This is a genomic window from Sedimenticola hydrogenitrophicus (assembly GCF_025175675.1).
Classification (GTDB): Bacteria; Pseudomonadota; Gammaproteobacteria; order Chromatiales; family Chromatiaceae; genus Sedimenticola; species Sedimenticola hydrogenitrophicus.
The window spans coordinates 123,995-140,199 of record NZ_JANIOA010000005.1 but is presented as its reverse complement, the minus strand read 5'-3'; the positions used below and the strand labels follow the sequence as shown (position 1 = coordinate 140,199).

Here is a 16,205-nt window from a genome sequence, read left to right as displayed (position 1 = left end):
GTAACTACTCACCCGGTCTGTGAGTGATTGGCCTGCCTTGTTGGCCGATCTTGATGGCGCCTCGAATCCGGCCCTTTTTTCAGATCCAGCCTGCCCCTGTTTGAGCGAAGCGAGTTTGGGCAGGCGCTGAAAATGGGGCCGGATTCGAGGATACAAGCCATCGTGTGAGGCCGACGAGGCAGGCCAATCAACCCGTGAGTAGTTACGATTGCTCACCATAATAACCGCTCGCACTACCTGGAAGCCATGCCTTGGCGCAGAAGGATTTCTGTGCTTATGGATAAGCAAGTTTGATATATTCAAGTTTACATCCACGGTAAGGTTATTTTCATCCCGTCTATCACCCACAAGAAGGTCAGGTCAGCGTATGCCCCAGAGTTATATAGAGCGGATCCTGCGTGCACAGATATATGATGTGGCTCGCGAGACGCCGTTGGACAGGGCCGTCAGGCTTTCGGATCGACTGGATAATCAGGTCTATCTCAAGCGTGAGGATCTGCAGCCGGTTTTTTCCTTCAAGCTGCGCGGCGCCTATAACCGGATTCGCGGGTTATCCGCCGAGGAGAGACGCCATGGCGTGATCGCCGCCTCGGCGGGGAATCATGCGCAAGGTGTGGCGCTCTCCGCCAGGCATCTCGGCATCAAGGCGCTGATCGTGATGCCCAAGACCACACCCATCATCAAGGTGCAATCGGTCAAGGCGCTGGGTGCAAAAACGGTGTTATTGGGCGACTCCTACGATGAGGCCTGTGAGTACGCGCTGAAACTGGCCGCGGAAAAGGGTATGACCTTTGTGCATCCTTTCGATGATCCCGAGGTGATCGCCGGCCAGGGAACCATTGCCATGGAACTGTTGCGGCAACATGCCGGCCCCCCATACGCAATATTCGTACCGGTTGGCGGAGGCGGCTTGATCAGTGGTATAGGGACCTATGTGAAGTATGTCTATCCACAGGTCAAGGTGATCGGTGTGGAGCCGGAGGATGCGCCGACCCTGTATATGGCGCTGCAAAAAGGGCGCCGGGTGACCTTGAAGCAGGTGGGTATCTTTGCCGACGGTGTGGCGGTGAAGCAGATAGGCAAGGAGACCTTCAGGCTGGCGAGAGACGTGGTGGATGAGGTCCTGCTGGTCAATACGGACGAGATCTGTGCGGCGATCAAGGATCTTTTTGATGATACCCGTACGGTAGCGGAACCCGCCGGGGCGTTGGGAGTCGCCGGATTAAAGAAGTATGTCGCACGTGAAGGTGTGGTCGGTCAGAGCCTGGTTGCCATAGAGAGTGGCGCCAATATCAATTTCGATCGCCTGCGGCATGTGGCGGAACGGGCGGAATTGGGTGAGCAGCGTGAAGCGTTGCTGGCGGTGGAGATTCCCGAAGAGGCGGGCAGTTTTCTCAACTTTTGCCGTGCCATCGGCAAGCGCAGTGTTACCGAGTTCAATTACCGCTTTACCGATGTTGCACGCGCGCATGTCTTTGTCGGTATCGAGCTGACGGAGGGCGTTACAGAGCGTGAGCAGGTTGTGCTGCAGCTGCGCGAACGTGGCTATCGGGTGCTGGACATGACCGATAATGAGACCGCCAAGCTGCATATCCGTTATATGGTCGGCGGGCATGCGCCGGGCGTAAGCGATGAGGCGCTTTTTCGCTTCGAGTTTCCCGAGCGCCCCGGCGCGCTGCTGAACTTTTTATCCGGGATGGGGCAGCGCTGGAATATCTCCCTGTTCCATTATCGCAACCACGGCGCCGCCTATGGCCGGGTGTTGATGGGCGTACAAATCGAACATGGTGATAAGCGCGAGTTCCAGGCATTCCTCAAGGCCCTGGGTTATACCTGGGTGGAGGAGACGGCCAACGCCGCCTACCGCCTGTTTGCCTGTGGCGGTGATTGCACGAGCCCTGAGTAGTCCGTGGTGGATGCGCTGTCGCTTATGCCGCCCTACGCCTTACGGACAGGGCACCCGTGCCGGCCCGTGGGATGAAGCAGGTGGGGTGATCCGCATGAAAAAAGGCCCTTTTGCAGGGCCTTTTTTGTGAATTGCCGAGCGGGAATGGATCAGGATTTGGCGGCAGCCTTTTTCCGTGGCCTGACTTTTCTCGGACGTAGAGCGGGTTTTTTCTTGGTGACCTTCTTCTTTGCCACCTTTTTCTTGGCGACCTTCTTTTTGGCAGCGACTTTCTTCTTCGCCACCTTTTTCTTGGCAACCTTCTTTTTAGCGGCGACTTTCTTCTTTGCCACCTTTTTCTTGGCGACTTTCTTTTTAGCGGCTACCTTCTTCTTTGCCACCTTTTTCTTGGCGACCTTCTTTTTAGCGGCTACTTTCTTTTTCGCCACCTTTTTCTTGGCGACCTTCTTTTTGGCAGCGACTTTCTTCTTCGCCACCTTTTTCTTGGCAACCTTCTTTTTAGCGGCTACCTTCTTCTTCGCTACCTTTTTCTTGGCGACGGCTTTCTTTTTGCCGACGGTCTTTTTGGGTGCGATAGCCTTCTTGCTGGTTGCCTTCTTGGCGACTGCGCTCTTCTTTTTTGCAGCTTTCTTTTTAGCGGCTTTCTTGACGGCCATTACGCTCCCTCCACGCTTGGTATGCAAAAGTCAGTTTTGAGTATAATAAAGTATTAAAAAAAAGCTAGTAAATTGCGGATATTTTGGCTTTTTTTGGTTTTATTGCATCATCTGGAGAGGCGATTTGATTTTTTAGCGCAAGTTTGGCGACGATGCATGTTGCATGCATGGTGATGACGGTGTTCCGGTTATCTGAACTGTTGGTATCCGCACTCGGTGATCACGCCGTGTAACGGAACATCCCAGTGTCGTCTCGGTAACGCCTCCATGCGCTGAAATTCATGCGCATAACCGATCAGCGTGGGTCGATTCCACTGTTGATGAATAAGCTGGTAAGCCAGTGTGCGATCATAATAACCACCACCCATGCCCATGCGTGTTCCCTCATTGTTGAAGGCAACCAGCGGTAAAATGATCAGATCAAGACCCCATGCCGGGATCGGTTTTCTGTGACGGATGTCGGGTTCCGCTATCCCGAAGCGATTGGGTTGCAGGCGGTCATCCTGGTGAAATTCGGAAAACCAGAGCGCTTTATGGTGGCTCGGTCTGAGCACCGGCAGATAGAGTTTTTTATTGAGTTGGCACAGTCGATCGGCAAGAGGGCGGGGATCGAGTTCTCCGTCGGCGGCTAGGTAGAGCGCAATGCGTCGGCAGCGGATCAGGGCAATATTGCGTATGAAGTGGGTGGCTGCTGCTGAACTGTTTTTTTCACACGCCCGTCTGCGGAGAGTGCGTCTTCTGGCGCGGATGATCTGGCGTATTTCTTTTGGATTCGGCATGCGGGCGCGCTGGAATGAAATAAGGCATCCCCCGCCTGTGCCGTAGCAAATTATCGTTCTTGAACCGGTAGGTTCAAGTGGGGGCAACAGGGACGATTAAGGCTTTCCGCTCGGGGCGGACATGCGCAATGTCATTCCCATCATGTCCCCGGGGTAATGAGTAGGCTCAAGAAAATACCCAATTTGCTTACGTACACCGCAGGGGATACCTGTGAGGATAGGCTAACTCTATTGAGTTTAAAGATCCAGCTGATTTTCTTTACTAAGAACGGCGTCAATCTTCTGCTGCATCGTGCGCAGGCGTGAGTTGATACCGGTGTTGACGGAATCTTTTTGTGTCTGCTTTTCCAGCAGGTCGTGGGCGAGATTGAGCGATGCCATGACCGCGATCCTGTCGGTTCCCAGCACCTTGCCGCTGGAGCGGATTTCACGCATCTTCTGATCCACCAGACGTGCCGCCGCGATCAGGCTATCCTCCTCACCCTGGTTGCAGGCAACTCGATATTCCTTGTCCAGTATGCGCACGGTAACGGGGATGCTGTTTTCGATCACGGCTTTATCCAGGGTGTGTTTAGGGTCTTGTGGTTTTCAGATTGGATGGCTGGTGTGGATCAATTTTTTGATCAGCCGGTCTCAATGGTGCGTAACCGGGAAATCATCGCCTCGACCCGGCTTCTGGCCAGCTCGGTCTTCTCGATCAGTTCCGCCCTCTCCGCGATCAGCTCCTGCTGTTTACCGCGCAGATTCCGGTTCTCCTCGCTCAGCCGCTCAATCGTGATGATCAGTCGATCGAGCTGTGATTCGAGCCGTTTCAGGTCCAGTTCTGTGGTGGAATTGAGATCGTTCGCGTTCATAAGCTCCAATATAGAGTGAGCCATCGCGTCGGTCAACGTTATCCATGGGCATGATACTATTATTAGGTCAATATGTTATTAGATAATGCACCGTCAGTGACGGTGTCCCGATAATCCCTGATCCTTGAGACAGTTTTCCAATGACCGAGAGCAGTTTAAATTACGAGCGTGTGGAGCGGCAGATGGCCTCGGCTGACATCGAGAGCAGCGCCGCCGAGGTGCATGGCATTTTGTGCGGGCTCGTCTGCGCCGGTCGTGAGGATGCCCAGGCACGTTGGTTTGGGGAACTCTTTACCGAGGACCAGGCCACGGATCTGCTGGTGCGCGAGTGTGCGGATTCACTCAAGCTACTGCATGATCAGACCTTGGCGGCCGTGAGGGGGCCTGGCCTCGGTTTCAGCCCGTTCCTGCCGGATGATGAGAAGCCATTGAGGCTGCGTGCCCAGGCGGTGGCGGACTGGTGCCAGGGTTTTCTCTACGGCATCGGGGTGGCCGGGTTGTCTTCCGGGCACCCGTTTTCCGCGGAGATGCAAGAGGCATTGAACTCACTGAGCGAGATCAGCCGCCTGGACACGGACCAACTGGAGGCCGGGGATGAAGAGGAGGCGGCGCTGATGGAGGTCGCCGAGTTCATCTGGGTGGCGGCCATGCTGGTGCATGCGGAGGTGGCTGCGGATGAGACGGAGCGTTCATGACTAGTGGCGAATTCAAACGGCGACGCGGCCAGCTGATGCGCATGATGGGGCCGGGCAGCATTGCCATTCTGCCGACCGCCCCGGTAGCGATACGCAACCGCGATGCCGATTACCCCTATCGCCCGGACAGCGATTTTTACTACCTCACCGGCTTCCCCGAAGCGGAGGCCGTGGCGGTGCTGATTCCGGGGCGGAAGCAGGCGGAGTATGTGCTGTTCTGTCGCGAGCGGGATCCGGAGAAGGAGACCTGGAACGGACGGCGGGCCGGACAGGAGGGGGCCTGTGAGCGCTATGGCGCGGATGATTCCTTCCCGATCGGTGACCTGAATGACATCCTGCCGCGCATGATCGAGCAGAGCGAGCGGGTGTTTTACGCCATGGGCTGCAACCATGAGCTGGACAAGCAGATGTCGGAATGGATCAGCACCATCCGTAATCAGGGACGCGCCGGGGTCCACGGACCGGTCGAATTCGTGGCGCTGGATCATTACCTTCACGACATGCGGCTGTACAAGAGCCGCTCCGAGGTCAAGGCGATGCGCACGGCGGCCAGGATATCGGCCAAGGCGCACAAGCGCGCCATGCAGTTCTGCCGCCCCGGCCTGATGGAGTGGCAGGTGGAGGCGGAGCTGGTACACGAGTGTGCCCGGCAGGGGGGGCGCTTCCAGGCCTACACCCCGATCGTCGGCGGTGGGGCCAACGGCTGTATCCTGCACTATGTGGAAAATGCCGCTGAGTTGAATGCGGGTGATCTGCTGTTGATCGATGCCGGCTGTGAGTATGACTATTACGCCTCGGATATCACCCGTACCTTTCCGGTCAATGGCAAGTTCTCGCCGGAACAGCGGGCGCTGTATGAGCTGGTGCTCAAGTCGCAGGCGGCGGCCATCGACAAGGTGCGTCCCGGCAACCACTGGAACGACCCCCACGATGCGGTGGTGAAGGTGATCACCAAGGGGCTGGTGGAGCTGGGCATACTCAAGGGGCGGGTTTCCACCCTGATCAAAAACGAGGCGTACAAGCCCTTCTACATGCATCGCTCCGGCCACTGGCTGGGCATGGATGTGCACGATGTGGGGGATTACAAGATCGACGGCAAGTGGCGCCTGCTGGAGCCGGGCATGGTATTGACGGTCGAGCCGGGTCTCTACATTCCGGCCGGTAGCAAAGGCGTAGCCAAAAAGTGGTGGAATATCGGTATCCGCATCGAGGACGACGTGCTGGTGACCAAGGATGGGCATGACATCCTCTCCAGTGATGTGCCCAAGTCGGTGGCGGAGATCGAGGCGCTGATGGCGTAATACATTTGATGCGGGTAACTACTCGCCCGGTCTGTAAGTGATTGGCCGACCTTGCCGGTCTCACGTGATGGCTTGTTTCCTCGAATTCGGCCCCATTTTCAGCGCCTGCCCAAACTCGCTTCGCTCAAACAAGGGCAGGCTTGAATCTGAAAAAGGGACCGGATTCGAGGCGCCATCAAGATCGGCCAACAACGCCAGCCAATCACCCCGTGTATAGTGAGCGATGCAGTTCGTTTTACTCACCGCATCCTACCTATTCGGTTGACGCGCGATGGATAGGGCGACTACACCACCGGCCGGCGTATTCCGGAACCAAATCGTAGGATGCCGGTGAGCTTGCGATCCGTATCATGCGCGGGTCCTTAGGGCTTCCCGGGGAACGATAGCGCCTGTCCGCTATCCGAAAACAGCACTAGGTCCTGTATGTCCAGTTTCAGGGAAACGGTGTCACCGATGTTGTGCTGTTGATGGCTGGGGGCGAGACACTGAAAGCGGTCACCGCTCTCCAACTGCAGGGTGTAGAGATATTCCGCCCCCTGGAACAGGCGTTCACTGATCTGCGCGGTGATGCCCCCCTCCTTGGTGGTCAGGTGAATATCATCCGGACGGATCAGCAACTGCAGGCCGGTACCGGGTATGCTGCCGTTGGGCAGCTTGCCGCTGAGCCGCCCGAACGGGGTGTCGATGCTGTTGCGGTCGGCGACCGTGATGGCGAATAGCGCCCCGCGGCCGACGAAGTCGGCGACAAAGGTGGTGGCCGGGTGGTGATAGAGGTTGTAACCGCTGTCCCACTGATGCAGCACCCCCTGGTTCATGACGCCGATCTGGTCGGCCATGGTGAATGCCTCGGTCTGGTCGTGGGTCACCAGAATGGCGGTGATCCCATCCTCTTTCAGCAGCATCCGCACTTCGCTGGCCAGCTGTCCCCGCAGCTCCGGATCGAGGGCGGAGAACGGCTCGTCCAGCAGCAGGATTTCCGGGCGCGGGGCCATCGCCCGGGCCAGGGCGATCCGTTGTTGCTGCCCCCCGGACAGCTGATGCGGGTGCTGTCGGGCGGAGTCGGCCAGGCCGACCAGCGTCAGCAGTTCGGCAATCCTGGTCTGTTTGGCCTGGGCCGTCCGGCCGCGCAGACCAAAGCCGATATTCTCGGCCACGCTGAGATGGGGAAACAGCGCGAAGTCCTGAAATACCATACCCACCCGGCGCTGCTCGGGGGCAATCATCCGCTGCGTGTCACAGACCACTTTACCATGCAGGGCGATACTGCCCTGGCGCAGCGGTTCAAATCCGGCGATCGCCCGCAGCAGGGTGGTCTTGCCGCAACCGCTGGGACCCAGCAGACAGCCGATGTCCCCCTCCCGCAATTTGAGGCTGACTTGCTTGACCACATCGGTTGTGCCGAAGGCGATCGATGCCTCATTCAGTTCCAGTCGGTAGGTCATGCTTCTCTCTTGAATTGCGTATTGAACGGCTCAGCAGGATCACCGGGATGATCCCCGCCAGGACAATGGTCAGGGCGGCGCTGGCGGAATCCCGCAGGCGCTCGTCCGAGGCCAGCTCAAAGGCCCTGACGGCCAGGGTGTTGAAGTTGAAAGGCCGCAGCACCAGGGTGGCGGGCAACTCCTTCATCACATCCACGAACACCAGCAGCAGGGCGGTGAGCAGGCTCCCCTTGAGCATCGGCAGGTGCACCCGCTTCAACACCTCGCCTGGCGAGGCCCCCAGGGTGCGGGCGCTTTCGTCAATGCTCTGTTTGATCTTGCCCAGCCCCGCTTCCACCGTCTGCAGCGAGACCGCGAGAAAGCGTACCAGGTAAGCGAACACCAGTGCCACCAGGGTACCGCTGAGCAGCAGCCCGCTGGAGATGCCGAAGCGCGCCCGCAGCCAGCCGTCGATGCTGTTGTCGATCCAGGCCAGCGGCAGCATGACGCCGACCGCGATCACTGTACCGGGAACCGCGTATCCCATGCCGGCCACCCGCACGGCGGCCACGGTGCGCCGGTCGGGGCTGAGGCGGCGTCCATAGCCCATCAGCAGCGCCAGCAGCAGGGCGAGCAGCGCGGTGCCGGCGGCCAGCCCGACGGTGTTCAGGGTCAGTTGCAGAAATTCGTAATTGATCATCTCCCGGGTCTCTATCGCCCACAACAGCAGCTGACCGGCGGGCAGCAGAAAGCCCAGGAACAGGGTCGCGGAGCAGATCAGCACGGCGCCGAATCGCTGTCGGCCCCTGAGCACAAAACCGGGCAGTGCCTGATGGCGCTGGCTGGAGTGGTGGTAGCGCATCTTGCGCCGCGACCAGCGCTCCAGCAGGACCAGGGTGAAGACAAACAGCAGCAGCGCGGTTGAGAGCTGGGCGGCGGCGGCGCTGTCATCCATGCCGAACCAGGTGCGGAAGATGCCGGTGGTGAAGGTGCCGACGCCAAAGTACTGTACCGTGCCGTAGTCGGCCAGGGTCTCCATTAAGGCCAGGCTCAGGCCGGCGACCACCGCCGGCCTGGCCAGCGGCAGGGCCACCCGGAAGAAGGTGCGCCAGGGACCGTTGCCGAGCGAGCGGCTGACCTCCAGGACACACACCGACTGCTCCAGAAAGGCGGCGCGGGAGAGCAGATAGACATAGGGATAGAGGGTCAGTGACAGCATGCCGCCGGCGCCCCAGAGCGAACGGATGTCGGGAAACCAGTAGTCGCCGTAGCGCAGGCCGAGCCACTCGCGCAAGGCGGTCTGGATCGGCCCGGCCACATCGAACATGCCGGTGTAGGTGTAGGCGATGATATAGGCCGGCATGGCCATGGGCAGGAGCAGGGCCCACTCGAAAACACGGCGGCCGGGAAAGCGGCACATGGTGGTGAGCCAGGCGGTGGAGACGCCGATCAGCAGGGTGCCGATGGACACCTCCAGCATCAGTAACAGGGTGTTGCCGACATAATCCGCGAGCACGGTGTCGGCCAGGTGCCGCCACACCTCCCCGGCCGGTACCAGGGCAAAGCTGGAGACCACCAGCACCGGCATGGCCAGTAACAGGGCGGTACCGATAATGCCGGTTCGCCACGACAGCGGTGCGGTTGCTCTCCTGTAGTTGCCAGATGCCACGGCTTCACCGAATGACTGAAACCTGAACCCATGGCTTGACCGCCAACCCTATGTATTCGTGGGCATATCCCGGAAGCCTTGGGTGAGACGCCGTGAATACATCCCTGCAGGCTTGGATGCCGCATCCCTGCGGCATACACTCACCCAAGACCTCCGGAACATGCCCTGAAGCCACGGATTCAGGTGAAACAAAAAACTCAACGCCACCCGTCGAGAATGGCGCTGAGGCGTGAAGGGTCTATTTTCTGGGGTTCGGTGCGATTGTGCAAGCCGCGCACCCACAGGGGTCGGAGTCAGGCCGCGCACCGGTGGCGGGAAATGCTTCCAGATCCGAGCGGCTTGACTCCGGCCCTTCGATCCTTATTTCCAGCCGGCCCGGTCCATCAGCCGGACAGCCGCGGGATTGTTTTTGCCCAGCACCGAGAGGTTCAGGGTGTCGGCCTTGAAGGTTCCCCACTGGGTCAGGGTCGCGGACCATTCCACCCCCGGGTGCACCGGATATTCGTGATTGACGCTGGCATACCAGCCCTGCGACTTTTCGCTGGCCAGGAACTCCAGCAGCTTCACCGCCGCCTCCTTGTTCTTGGCGGAGCGGGTGACCCCGGCGCCGCTGACGTTGACATGGGTTCCCCGGCCATTCTGGTTTGGCCAGAACAGGGCAACCTTGGCGGCGGCGGCCCGCTCGCTTTCATCCTTGCCGTTGAGCATGGCGCCCAGGTAGTAGGTGTTTAAGATCGCCAGATCACAGACGCCCGCGGCGGCGGCCTTCACCTGATCCCGGTCGCCGCCCTTGGGGTCACGGGCAAAATTCTTCACCAATCCGTCGGCCCACTGCTGGGTGGCCGCCTCGCCATTGGTCGCAATCAGCGACGCCACCAGCGACTGGTTGTAGATGTTGCCGGAGCCGCGGATACAGATACGGCCTTTCCATTGCGGGTCCGCCAACGCTTCATAGCTGGAGAGTTGCTTGGGATCGACCCGGTCCTTGACGTAGGTGATGACCCGGGCGCGTACCGACAGCCCATGCCAGTAGCCTTCCGGGTCGCGGAAATGGTCCGGGATGGCGGCACTCAGGACTTCGCTGGAGATCGGCTGCAGCACCTCGGCTTCCTTGGCGCGGTGCAGGCGTCCGGCGTCAACGGTAATGAACAGGTCGGCCGGTGAGTTGGCCCCCTCGCTCTGCAGTCGTTTCAGCAGGGCGTCCGCCTTGCCGGTAACCAGGTTGACCTTGATGCCGCTCTCGCTGGTGAACTGGTCCAGCAGCGGCTTGATCAGGGCCTCCTTGCGGGCGGAGTAGACATTCACCTCGGCCGCCAGCGCGTTGCCGCAAAGGGCGAGGGCGGTGGTAAAAAGGGCTAGCTTGAAGCGGATACTCATGTTTCTTGATCTCCAGGAATTGTTGGCTTTGATGCGCATTCTATTAATAATCATTCGCGTTATCAATAGTTATTGCGCTTTAATTTTGTCCAGGGATGGTTGGGGAATTTGTGCCGAGCCCCATCGGGATTCTGCCTCAGTAACCTTATTCGCGTTTATTTGCGTTCATTCCATCCTTAGGTCCGTAAACGGTGCATTGCATCCTCGGCTCCGTTATCGGTACATCCCTGTACCACTCATCTCGCACCACTCCTTGCGGCTAAGATTTTTTCCGGGTAGGGCCGAGTACGATGGGTAATCTGGTAGCCCTAATTATTGGCAAAGGGATATTCAACGGGTATAGTCGACCCCTCAATCCAAACCACTGTGGGAGAGATCGGCCCTGGCCGACGCCGAAGGCGCAAACCGTCCGGAATCGCTCAGGCAGAAGGACCGCGGTGTGGGGAGGGAAGTCTCCTTCCGGGTTGACTCTGGAGAGTGGCCGTCAGGCCCACCGACGGGGCAGGGGCCGGTGATCCCGGTTTCAAACTCTCAGGTTCAGGACAGAGGGGCGGCGCAGGGGGTGAACCCTTGCGCCGCCCTTTTTTTGTTTTTGACTGGTGGAGAATCCCATGGGAAACAGAACCATCCTTTTTGACACCCACAACAGCATGGGTGCGCGTATCGTCCCCTTTGGCGGCTGGGATATGCCGTTGCACTATGGCTCGCAACTCGAAGAACACCATGCGGTACGCAAGGATGCCGGGATGTTCGACGTCTGTCATATGACGGTGGTGGATCTTACCGGTGACCGGGTGCGCGAGTTTCTGCGCCATCTGCTGGCCAATGACGTGGCACGTCTGCAAGAGTCCGGCAAGGCCCTCTATAGCTGCATGTTGAACGAGCAGGGCGGCGTGATCGATGACCTGATTGTCTACTTTATGCATGAAACCTGGTTCCGCATGGTGGTCAATGCCGGCACCACCGAGAAGGATCTGGCCTGGCTCAACCGCCAGGCTCCGGCCTTCGATGTCACGGTCAATCCGCGCAACGATCTGGCCATGATCGCGGTTCAGGGCCCCCTTGCCCGGCACAAGGCGTTGCTGCAGCTACCAGTGCCGTTGCAGGAGCCGGCCGCCGATCTCCAGCCCTTCTACGCGGCCACGGCGGCGGACTGGTTTGTCGGGCGCACAGGTTATACCGGCGAGGATGGCTTCGAGGTCATGCTGCCGGAGACCGAAGCGGTCGCCTTCTGGCAGGCACTGGCGGATACCGGTGTGCGGCCCTGCGGTCTGGGGGCGCGGGACACGTTGCGCCTGGAGGCCGGCATGAACCTGTACGGCTCGGACATGGACGAGACCATCTCGCCGCTGGAGGCCGGGTTGAACTGGACCATCGCCTGGGAGCCGGCCGATCGGGCCTTCATTGGCCGTCCTGCCCTGGAGGCGCACAAGGGCGATCCCGCCAATCGGCGGTTTGTCGGTCTGGTACTGATCGGCCGGGGGGTGCTGCGTGACCACCAAAAGGTCTTTTTCAACGATCGGGAGGCGGGCGAGATCACATCCGGCGGATTTGCGCCTACACTGGATAAATCCATTGCCCTGGCGCGGGTATCGCCGGAGGTGGGCGGGGAGTGTGAGGTGGAGATCCGTGGTAAGCGGGTGCCGGCCAGGGTGGTGCGCCCACCCTTTGTACGCAACGGCAAGGCGCGCGTTGAAGCCTGATCGGCTACCGCCGACCGAGTCTGACAGACTCCTGATGATTTCAGGTTTTTTACCAAATAACTGAAAAGTAACAAATCAAGATAACAACCCGTTTAGCGAATAGAGGGCCTAGAGATGAGCAATGTACCGAACGATCTGAAATACGCCAAAACCCACGAGTGGGTGCGTGATGAAGAGGATGGCACGGTAGTCATCGGTATTACCGATCACGCCCAGGAGCTGCTGGGGGATCTGGTTTTCGTCGAGCTGCCGGAGGTGGGCGATACGGTGGATGCCGGTGCCGAATGCGCGGTGGTCGAGTCGGTCAAGGCGGCGTCCGATGTCTACAGTCCGGTGTCCGGCGAGGTGATTGCGATCAATGAGACCCTGGTGGACACCCCGGAGACGGTCAATCAGGACGCGTTCGGTGATGGCTGGCTGTTCCAGGTCAGACTCTCGGCGCCGGCCGACCTGGACGATCTGCTGGATGCCGACGCCTACAGCGACGTGATGGAATCGGAAGCGCACTGAGAGGGCTTTTAGAGACATGCCATTTATCCCCCACACAGCAGCAGAGGTCCAGGAGATGCTGGCGGCCATCGGTGTCGGCAGCCTGGACGATCTGTTCGATGAGATACCGGCCAGCCTGCGGCTCTCCCAGCTGGATGCCATACCGACCGCGCTGTCGGAGATGGAGGTCGGCCACCTGATGGGCAAACGGGCGCAGCAGGACGGGCAGCCGGTCTGCTTCCTCGGCGCCGGCGCCTACGACCACCATATACCGGCGGCGGTCTGGCAGATCACCGGCCGGGGTGAGTACTACACCGCCTACACCCCGTACCAGGCCGAGGCGAGCCAGGGCACCCTGCAGCTGCTCTACGAGTATCAGTCAATGATGGTGGCGCTGACCGGCATGGATGTCTCCAACGCCTCGCTGTATGACGGGGCCTCGGCCCTGGCCGAGGCGGTGCTGATGGCGGTGCGGGCCAACCGCAAGTCCAAATCCAAGCGCATCCTGATGCCGCGCACGGTGCATCCGGCCTATCGCCGGGTGGTGCACAATATTGTCAAGAACCAGCAGGTCGAGCTGGTGGAGCTGCCGTTCGATCCGCAGGGCGGGCATACCGATCCGGCCGTGCTGGAACAGTACCGGGGTGAGGATTTTGCCGCCCTGGTGATTCCGCAGCCCAACTTTTTCGGCGTGCTCGAGGAGGTGGATGTACTGACCGACTGGGCCCATGCCAATGGCGCCCTGGCGATCGGCGTGGTCAATCCGCTGAGTCTGGCGCTGCTGAGTCCGCCCGGTGAGTGGGGCGGCCAGGGTGCCGACATCTGCTGTGGCGAGGGGCAGCCGCTGGGTGCGCCGCTCGCCTCCGGCGGTCCCTACTTCGGCTTCCTCTGCTGCCAGCAGGCGCACGTGCGGCAGATGCCGGGGCGCATCATCGGGCGCACCCAGGACCTGGATGGCAAGGTGGGTTACACCCTGACCCTGCAGGCGCGCGAGCAGCATATCCGCCGTTCCAAGGCGACCTCGAACATCTGCACCAACCAGGGGCTGATGGTCACTGCCGCCACCATCCACATGGCCCTGCTGGGCAGCGAGGGGCTGGAACGGGCCGCCGCCGCCAGTTATGCCAATACCCGCGCGCTGGTGGAGGCCCTCAGCGCCATTCCGGGGGTGGCGTCGCTGTTTGACCGCCCGGCCTTCCACGAGCGGGTATTGCGGCTGCCGGCACCGGCCGCCGGCGTGTTGCGTTCCCTGGCGGCGCACAATGTGCTGGGCGGGCTCGATCTCTCCCGCGACTATCCGGAGCTGGGCGAGGCGATCCTGATCTGTGCCACCGAACAGCGCACTGCGGAGGAGATTGCCGCCTACGCGGAAAAATTGGCCCGGGTGATCCAGCTGCAGGGTGGTGTCACCTGTGGTCTGGTGCCGAAAGAGTAATCGGGAGAATTTGTCAGCATGTTGATCTTTGAACAATCCAAGGCCGGTCGCTATGCCCCGGCCCAGTCCCCGCTCGACAAGGCGGATATCAGCTCTATTCCGGCACAGTTCCGGCGCCGGCGGTCGGCGGCCCTGCCGGAGGTCTCCGAGATGCAGGCGGTGCGCCACTACACCCGCCTGTCGCGCAAGAACTTCTCCATCGATACCCAATTCTATCCCCTGGGTTCCTGCACCATGAAATACAACCCGCGCGCCTGCAACAGCCTGGCCAGCCTGCCGGGCCTGTTGTCGCGCCATCCCGAGGCACCGGAGAGCCACAGCCAGGGCTTCATGGCCTGCCTCTACGAGCTGCAGGAGATGCTGCGCGAGGTGACCGGCATGCGGGCGGTGTCACTCAGTCCGGCGGCGGGTGCCCAGGGCGAATTTGCCGGGGTCGCCATGATCCGCGCCTATCACGAGGCTCGGGGCGACAGCGCGCGGTGTGAAATCCTGGTGCCGGACGCGGCCCACGGCACCAATCCCGCCTCGGCGGTGATGTGTGGTTACCAGGTGCGGGAGATCCCCACCGGCCCGGACGGCGATGTGGACCTGGAGGCGCTGAAGGCGGTGGTGGGGCCGCACACAGCCGGCATCATGCTGACCAACCCCTCCACCCTCGGGGTGTTCGATCGCAACATCGAGGCGATCGCCAAGACCGTGCACCAGGCGGGCGGGCTGCTCTACTATGACGGCGCCAACCTGAACGCCATCCTCGGCAAGGTGCGCCCCGGGACCATGGGCTTCGACGTGATCCACATGAACCTGCACAAGACCTTCTCCACCCCCCACGGCGGCGGCGGTCCGGGGGCCGGTCCGGTCGGGGTGAGCGAACGCCTGGTCCCCTACCTGCCGGTACCCATGGTGACCCGGGAGGGGGATGAATACCGCTGGCTCACCGAGCGGGAGTGCCCCGAGAGCATCGGCCGCCTGACCGCCTTTGCCGGTAACGCCGGGGTGCTGTTGCGCGCCTATATCTATGCCCGCCTGCTGGGCCGTGAAGGGATGCCGCGGGTGGCCGAGTTCTCCACCCTGAATGCCAACTACATGCTCAAGCGGCTGCAGGCGCTCGGTTTCCAGGCCGCCTATCCGCAGCGGCGCGCCACCCACGAGTTCATCATCACCCTGAAAAAGCAGGCCAAGGAGCTTGGGGTGAACACCATGGACTTCGCCAAGCGGCTGCTGGACTACGGCTTCCACGCCCCCACCACCTATTTTCCGCTGCTGGTGCCGGAGTGCCTGCTGATCGAGCCGACCGAGACCGAGGATATGGCGACGCTGGATGGTTTCATCGACGCTATGGGCCGCATCCTGGAGGAGGCGACGCAAGACCCGGGACTGGTGAAGGGTGCGCCCCATACCCTGCCGGTGAAACGGCTGGATGACGTGAAGGCGGCGCGCGAGCTGGATCTGGCCTGGCGCCAGCGGGACGCCGGCTAGGTGGCGGAACAGAAGGCCACCGGGCTGCGTCGTATCATCAATGCCGGCGGCTACTCCCTGGCCGGATTCCGCGCCTGCTGGCGGCACGAGGCCGCCTTCCGGCAGGAGCTGTTGGGGTTGGTTCCGCTGCTGCCGCTGGCCCTCTATCTGGGGCAGACGGGGGTGGAGCGGGCACTGCTGGCGGGCAGTCTGCTGCTGGTTCCGCTGGTGGAACTGCTCAACTCCGCCATCGAGGCGGTAGTCGACCGTGTCGGCAACGAACACCATGAACTCTCCGGTCGGGCCAAGGATGTCGGCTCGGCCGCGGTGTTCCTGGCCATTGCGATGGCCCTCGTCATCTGGCTGCTGATACTCGCCCCCCGGTGGTAAGGACCCGTGCAAGATAAGTTCCTGTATTCGGTAATACGGAATTATTCTTGCGCTGGCTCTAAGGAAATTTTCATC

16 protein-coding genes, 1 other RNA gene and 2 riboswitches are annotated in these 16,205 nt (G+C 60.7%); of the genes, 8 read left to right on the top strand and 9 right to left on the bottom strand.

Going from position 1 to position 16,205, the window contains the following annotated elements:
* The first annotated feature begins 367 nt into the window (after nt 1–367).
* Complete coding sequence (gene ilvA / locus NPX02_RS04865) at nt 368–1,906, top strand: threonine ammonia-lyase, biosynthetic (protein WP_260292296.1); 1,539 nt, start codon at nt 368–370, stop codon at nt 1,904–1,906.
* 149 nt (nt 1,907–2,055) lie between these two features.
* Here ilvA and NPX02_RS21325 read toward each other — a convergent pair whose 3' ends face one another.
* From NPX02_RS21325 to NPX02_RS04835, 5 genes are all read right to left on the bottom strand, one after another.
* On the bottom strand, nt 2,056–2,562 hold the full coding sequence (locus tag NPX02_RS21325; protein ID WP_305792755.1) for a hypothetical protein: 507 nt from the start codon (nt 2,560–2,562) through the stop codon (nt 2,056–2,058).
* A gap of 188 nt (nt 2,563–2,750) precedes the next feature.
* Nucleotides 2,751–3,341 (bottom strand): 5-formyltetrahydrofolate cyclo-ligase, encoded by a 591-nt coding sequence (locus NPX02_RS04850; RefSeq protein WP_260292295.1) that lies wholly within the window; start codon nt 3,339–3,341, stop codon nt 2,751–2,753.
* 24 nt (nt 3,342–3,365) lie between these two features.
* Nucleotides 3,366–3,549: non-coding RNA, 6S RNA (ssrS, locus tag NPX02_RS04845), on the bottom strand.
* A 29-nt stretch (nt 3,550–3,578) separates the two neighbouring features.
* Nucleotides 3,579–3,893, bottom strand: a complete 315-nt coding sequence (locus tag NPX02_RS04840) for a cell division protein ZapA (RefSeq protein WP_418067316.1) — start codon at nt 3,891–3,893, stop codon at nt 3,579–3,581.
* Between the two features lie 71 nt (nt 3,894–3,964).
* Nucleotides 3,965–4,195, bottom strand: coding sequence for a TIGR02449 family protein (locus tag NPX02_RS04835; RefSeq protein WP_260292294.1), 231 nt, complete (start codon nt 4,193–4,195; stop codon nt 3,965–3,967).
* A gap of 140 nt (nt 4,196–4,335) precedes the next feature.
* Between NPX02_RS04835 and NPX02_RS04830 the strand changes: the two genes are divergently transcribed.
* Nucleotides 4,336–4,890 (top strand): UPF0149 family protein, encoded by a 555-nt coding sequence (locus NPX02_RS04830; RefSeq protein WP_260292293.1) that lies wholly within the window; start codon nt 4,336–4,338, stop codon nt 4,888–4,890.
* Nucleotides 4,887–6,191 carry a Xaa-Pro aminopeptidase gene (pepP, locus tag NPX02_RS04825; RefSeq protein ID WP_260292292.1) on the top strand — a complete coding sequence of 435 codons (1,305 nt, stop codon included), beginning with the start codon at nt 4,887–4,889 and terminating at the stop codon, nt 6,189–6,191. The genes NPX02_RS04830 and pepP overlap by 4 nt, the downstream gene beginning before the upstream one ends.
* Nucleotides 6,192–6,251: 60 nt before the next feature.
* On the opposite strand, the gene NPX02_RS04820 is transcribed toward pepP, so the two are convergent.
* The 4 genes from NPX02_RS04820 to NPX02_RS04805 form a co-directional block, all read right to left on the bottom strand.
* On the bottom strand, nt 6,252–6,434 hold the full coding sequence (locus NPX02_RS04820; RefSeq protein WP_260292291.1) for a hypothetical protein: 183 nt from the start codon (nt 6,432–6,434) through the stop codon (nt 6,252–6,254).
* 119 nt (nt 6,435–6,553) lie between these two features.
* Nucleotides 6,554–7,633: an ABC transporter ATP-binding protein gene (locus NPX02_RS04815; protein WP_260292290.1), complete on the bottom strand. Its 1,080-nt coding sequence runs from the start codon at nt 7,631–7,633 to the stop codon at nt 6,554–6,556.
* Nucleotides 7,608–9,281: an ABC transporter permease gene (locus NPX02_RS04810; RefSeq protein WP_260292289.1), complete on the bottom strand. Its 1,674-nt coding sequence runs from the start codon at nt 9,279–9,281 to the stop codon at nt 7,608–7,610. Before NPX02_RS04810 ends, NPX02_RS04815 begins: the two co-directional genes overlap by 26 nt.
* 360 nt (nt 9,282–9,641) lie before the next feature.
* Nucleotides 9,642–10,658, bottom strand: a complete 1,017-nt coding sequence (locus NPX02_RS04805) for a Fe(3+) ABC transporter substrate-binding protein (RefSeq protein WP_260292288.1) — start codon at nt 10,656–10,658, stop codon at nt 9,642–9,644.
* A gap of 357 nt (nt 10,659–11,015) precedes the next feature.
* Nucleotides 11,016–11,103, top strand: a riboswitch (glycine riboswitch).
* Between the two features lie 15 nt (nt 11,104–11,118).
* Nucleotides 11,119–11,214, top strand: a riboswitch (glycine riboswitch).
* Nucleotides 11,215–11,269: 55 nt separating this feature from the next.
* On the opposite strand from NPX02_RS04805, the gene gcvT reads away from it, so the two are divergent.
* The 5 genes from gcvT (at nt 11,270) to NPX02_RS04780 (ending at nt 16,130) form a co-directional block, all read left to right on the top strand.
* Nucleotides 11,270–12,361, top strand: coding sequence for a glycine cleavage system aminomethyltransferase GcvT (gene gcvT, locus NPX02_RS04800; protein ID WP_260292286.1), 1,092 nt, complete (start codon nt 11,270–11,272; stop codon nt 12,359–12,361).
* A 114-nt stretch (nt 12,362–12,475) separates the two neighbouring features.
* The gene (gene gcvH, locus NPX02_RS04795) at nt 12,476–12,871 is read left to right on the top strand and encodes a glycine cleavage system protein GcvH (protein ID WP_260292283.1); all 396 of its coding nucleotides are present in this window, start codon (nt 12,476–12,478) and stop codon (nt 12,869–12,871) included.
* 16 nt (nt 12,872–12,887) lie between these two features.
* Nucleotides 12,888–14,285: an aminomethyl-transferring glycine dehydrogenase subunit GcvPA gene (gene gcvPA, locus NPX02_RS04790; protein WP_260292282.1), complete on the top strand. Its 1,398-nt coding sequence runs from the start codon at nt 12,888–12,890 to the stop codon at nt 14,283–14,285.
* An 18-nt stretch (nt 14,286–14,303) separates the two neighbouring features.
* The gene (gene gcvPB / locus NPX02_RS04785) at nt 14,304–15,761 is read left to right on the top strand and encodes an aminomethyl-transferring glycine dehydrogenase subunit GcvPB (RefSeq protein WP_260292278.1); all 1,458 of its coding nucleotides are present in this window, start codon (nt 14,304–14,306) and stop codon (nt 15,759–15,761) included.
* Entirely contained in the window at nt 15,762–16,130 is a 369-nt protein-coding gene (locus tag NPX02_RS04780; protein WP_260292275.1) for a diacylglycerol kinase, read from the top strand.
* Nucleotides 16,131–16,205 lie beyond the last annotated feature (75 nt).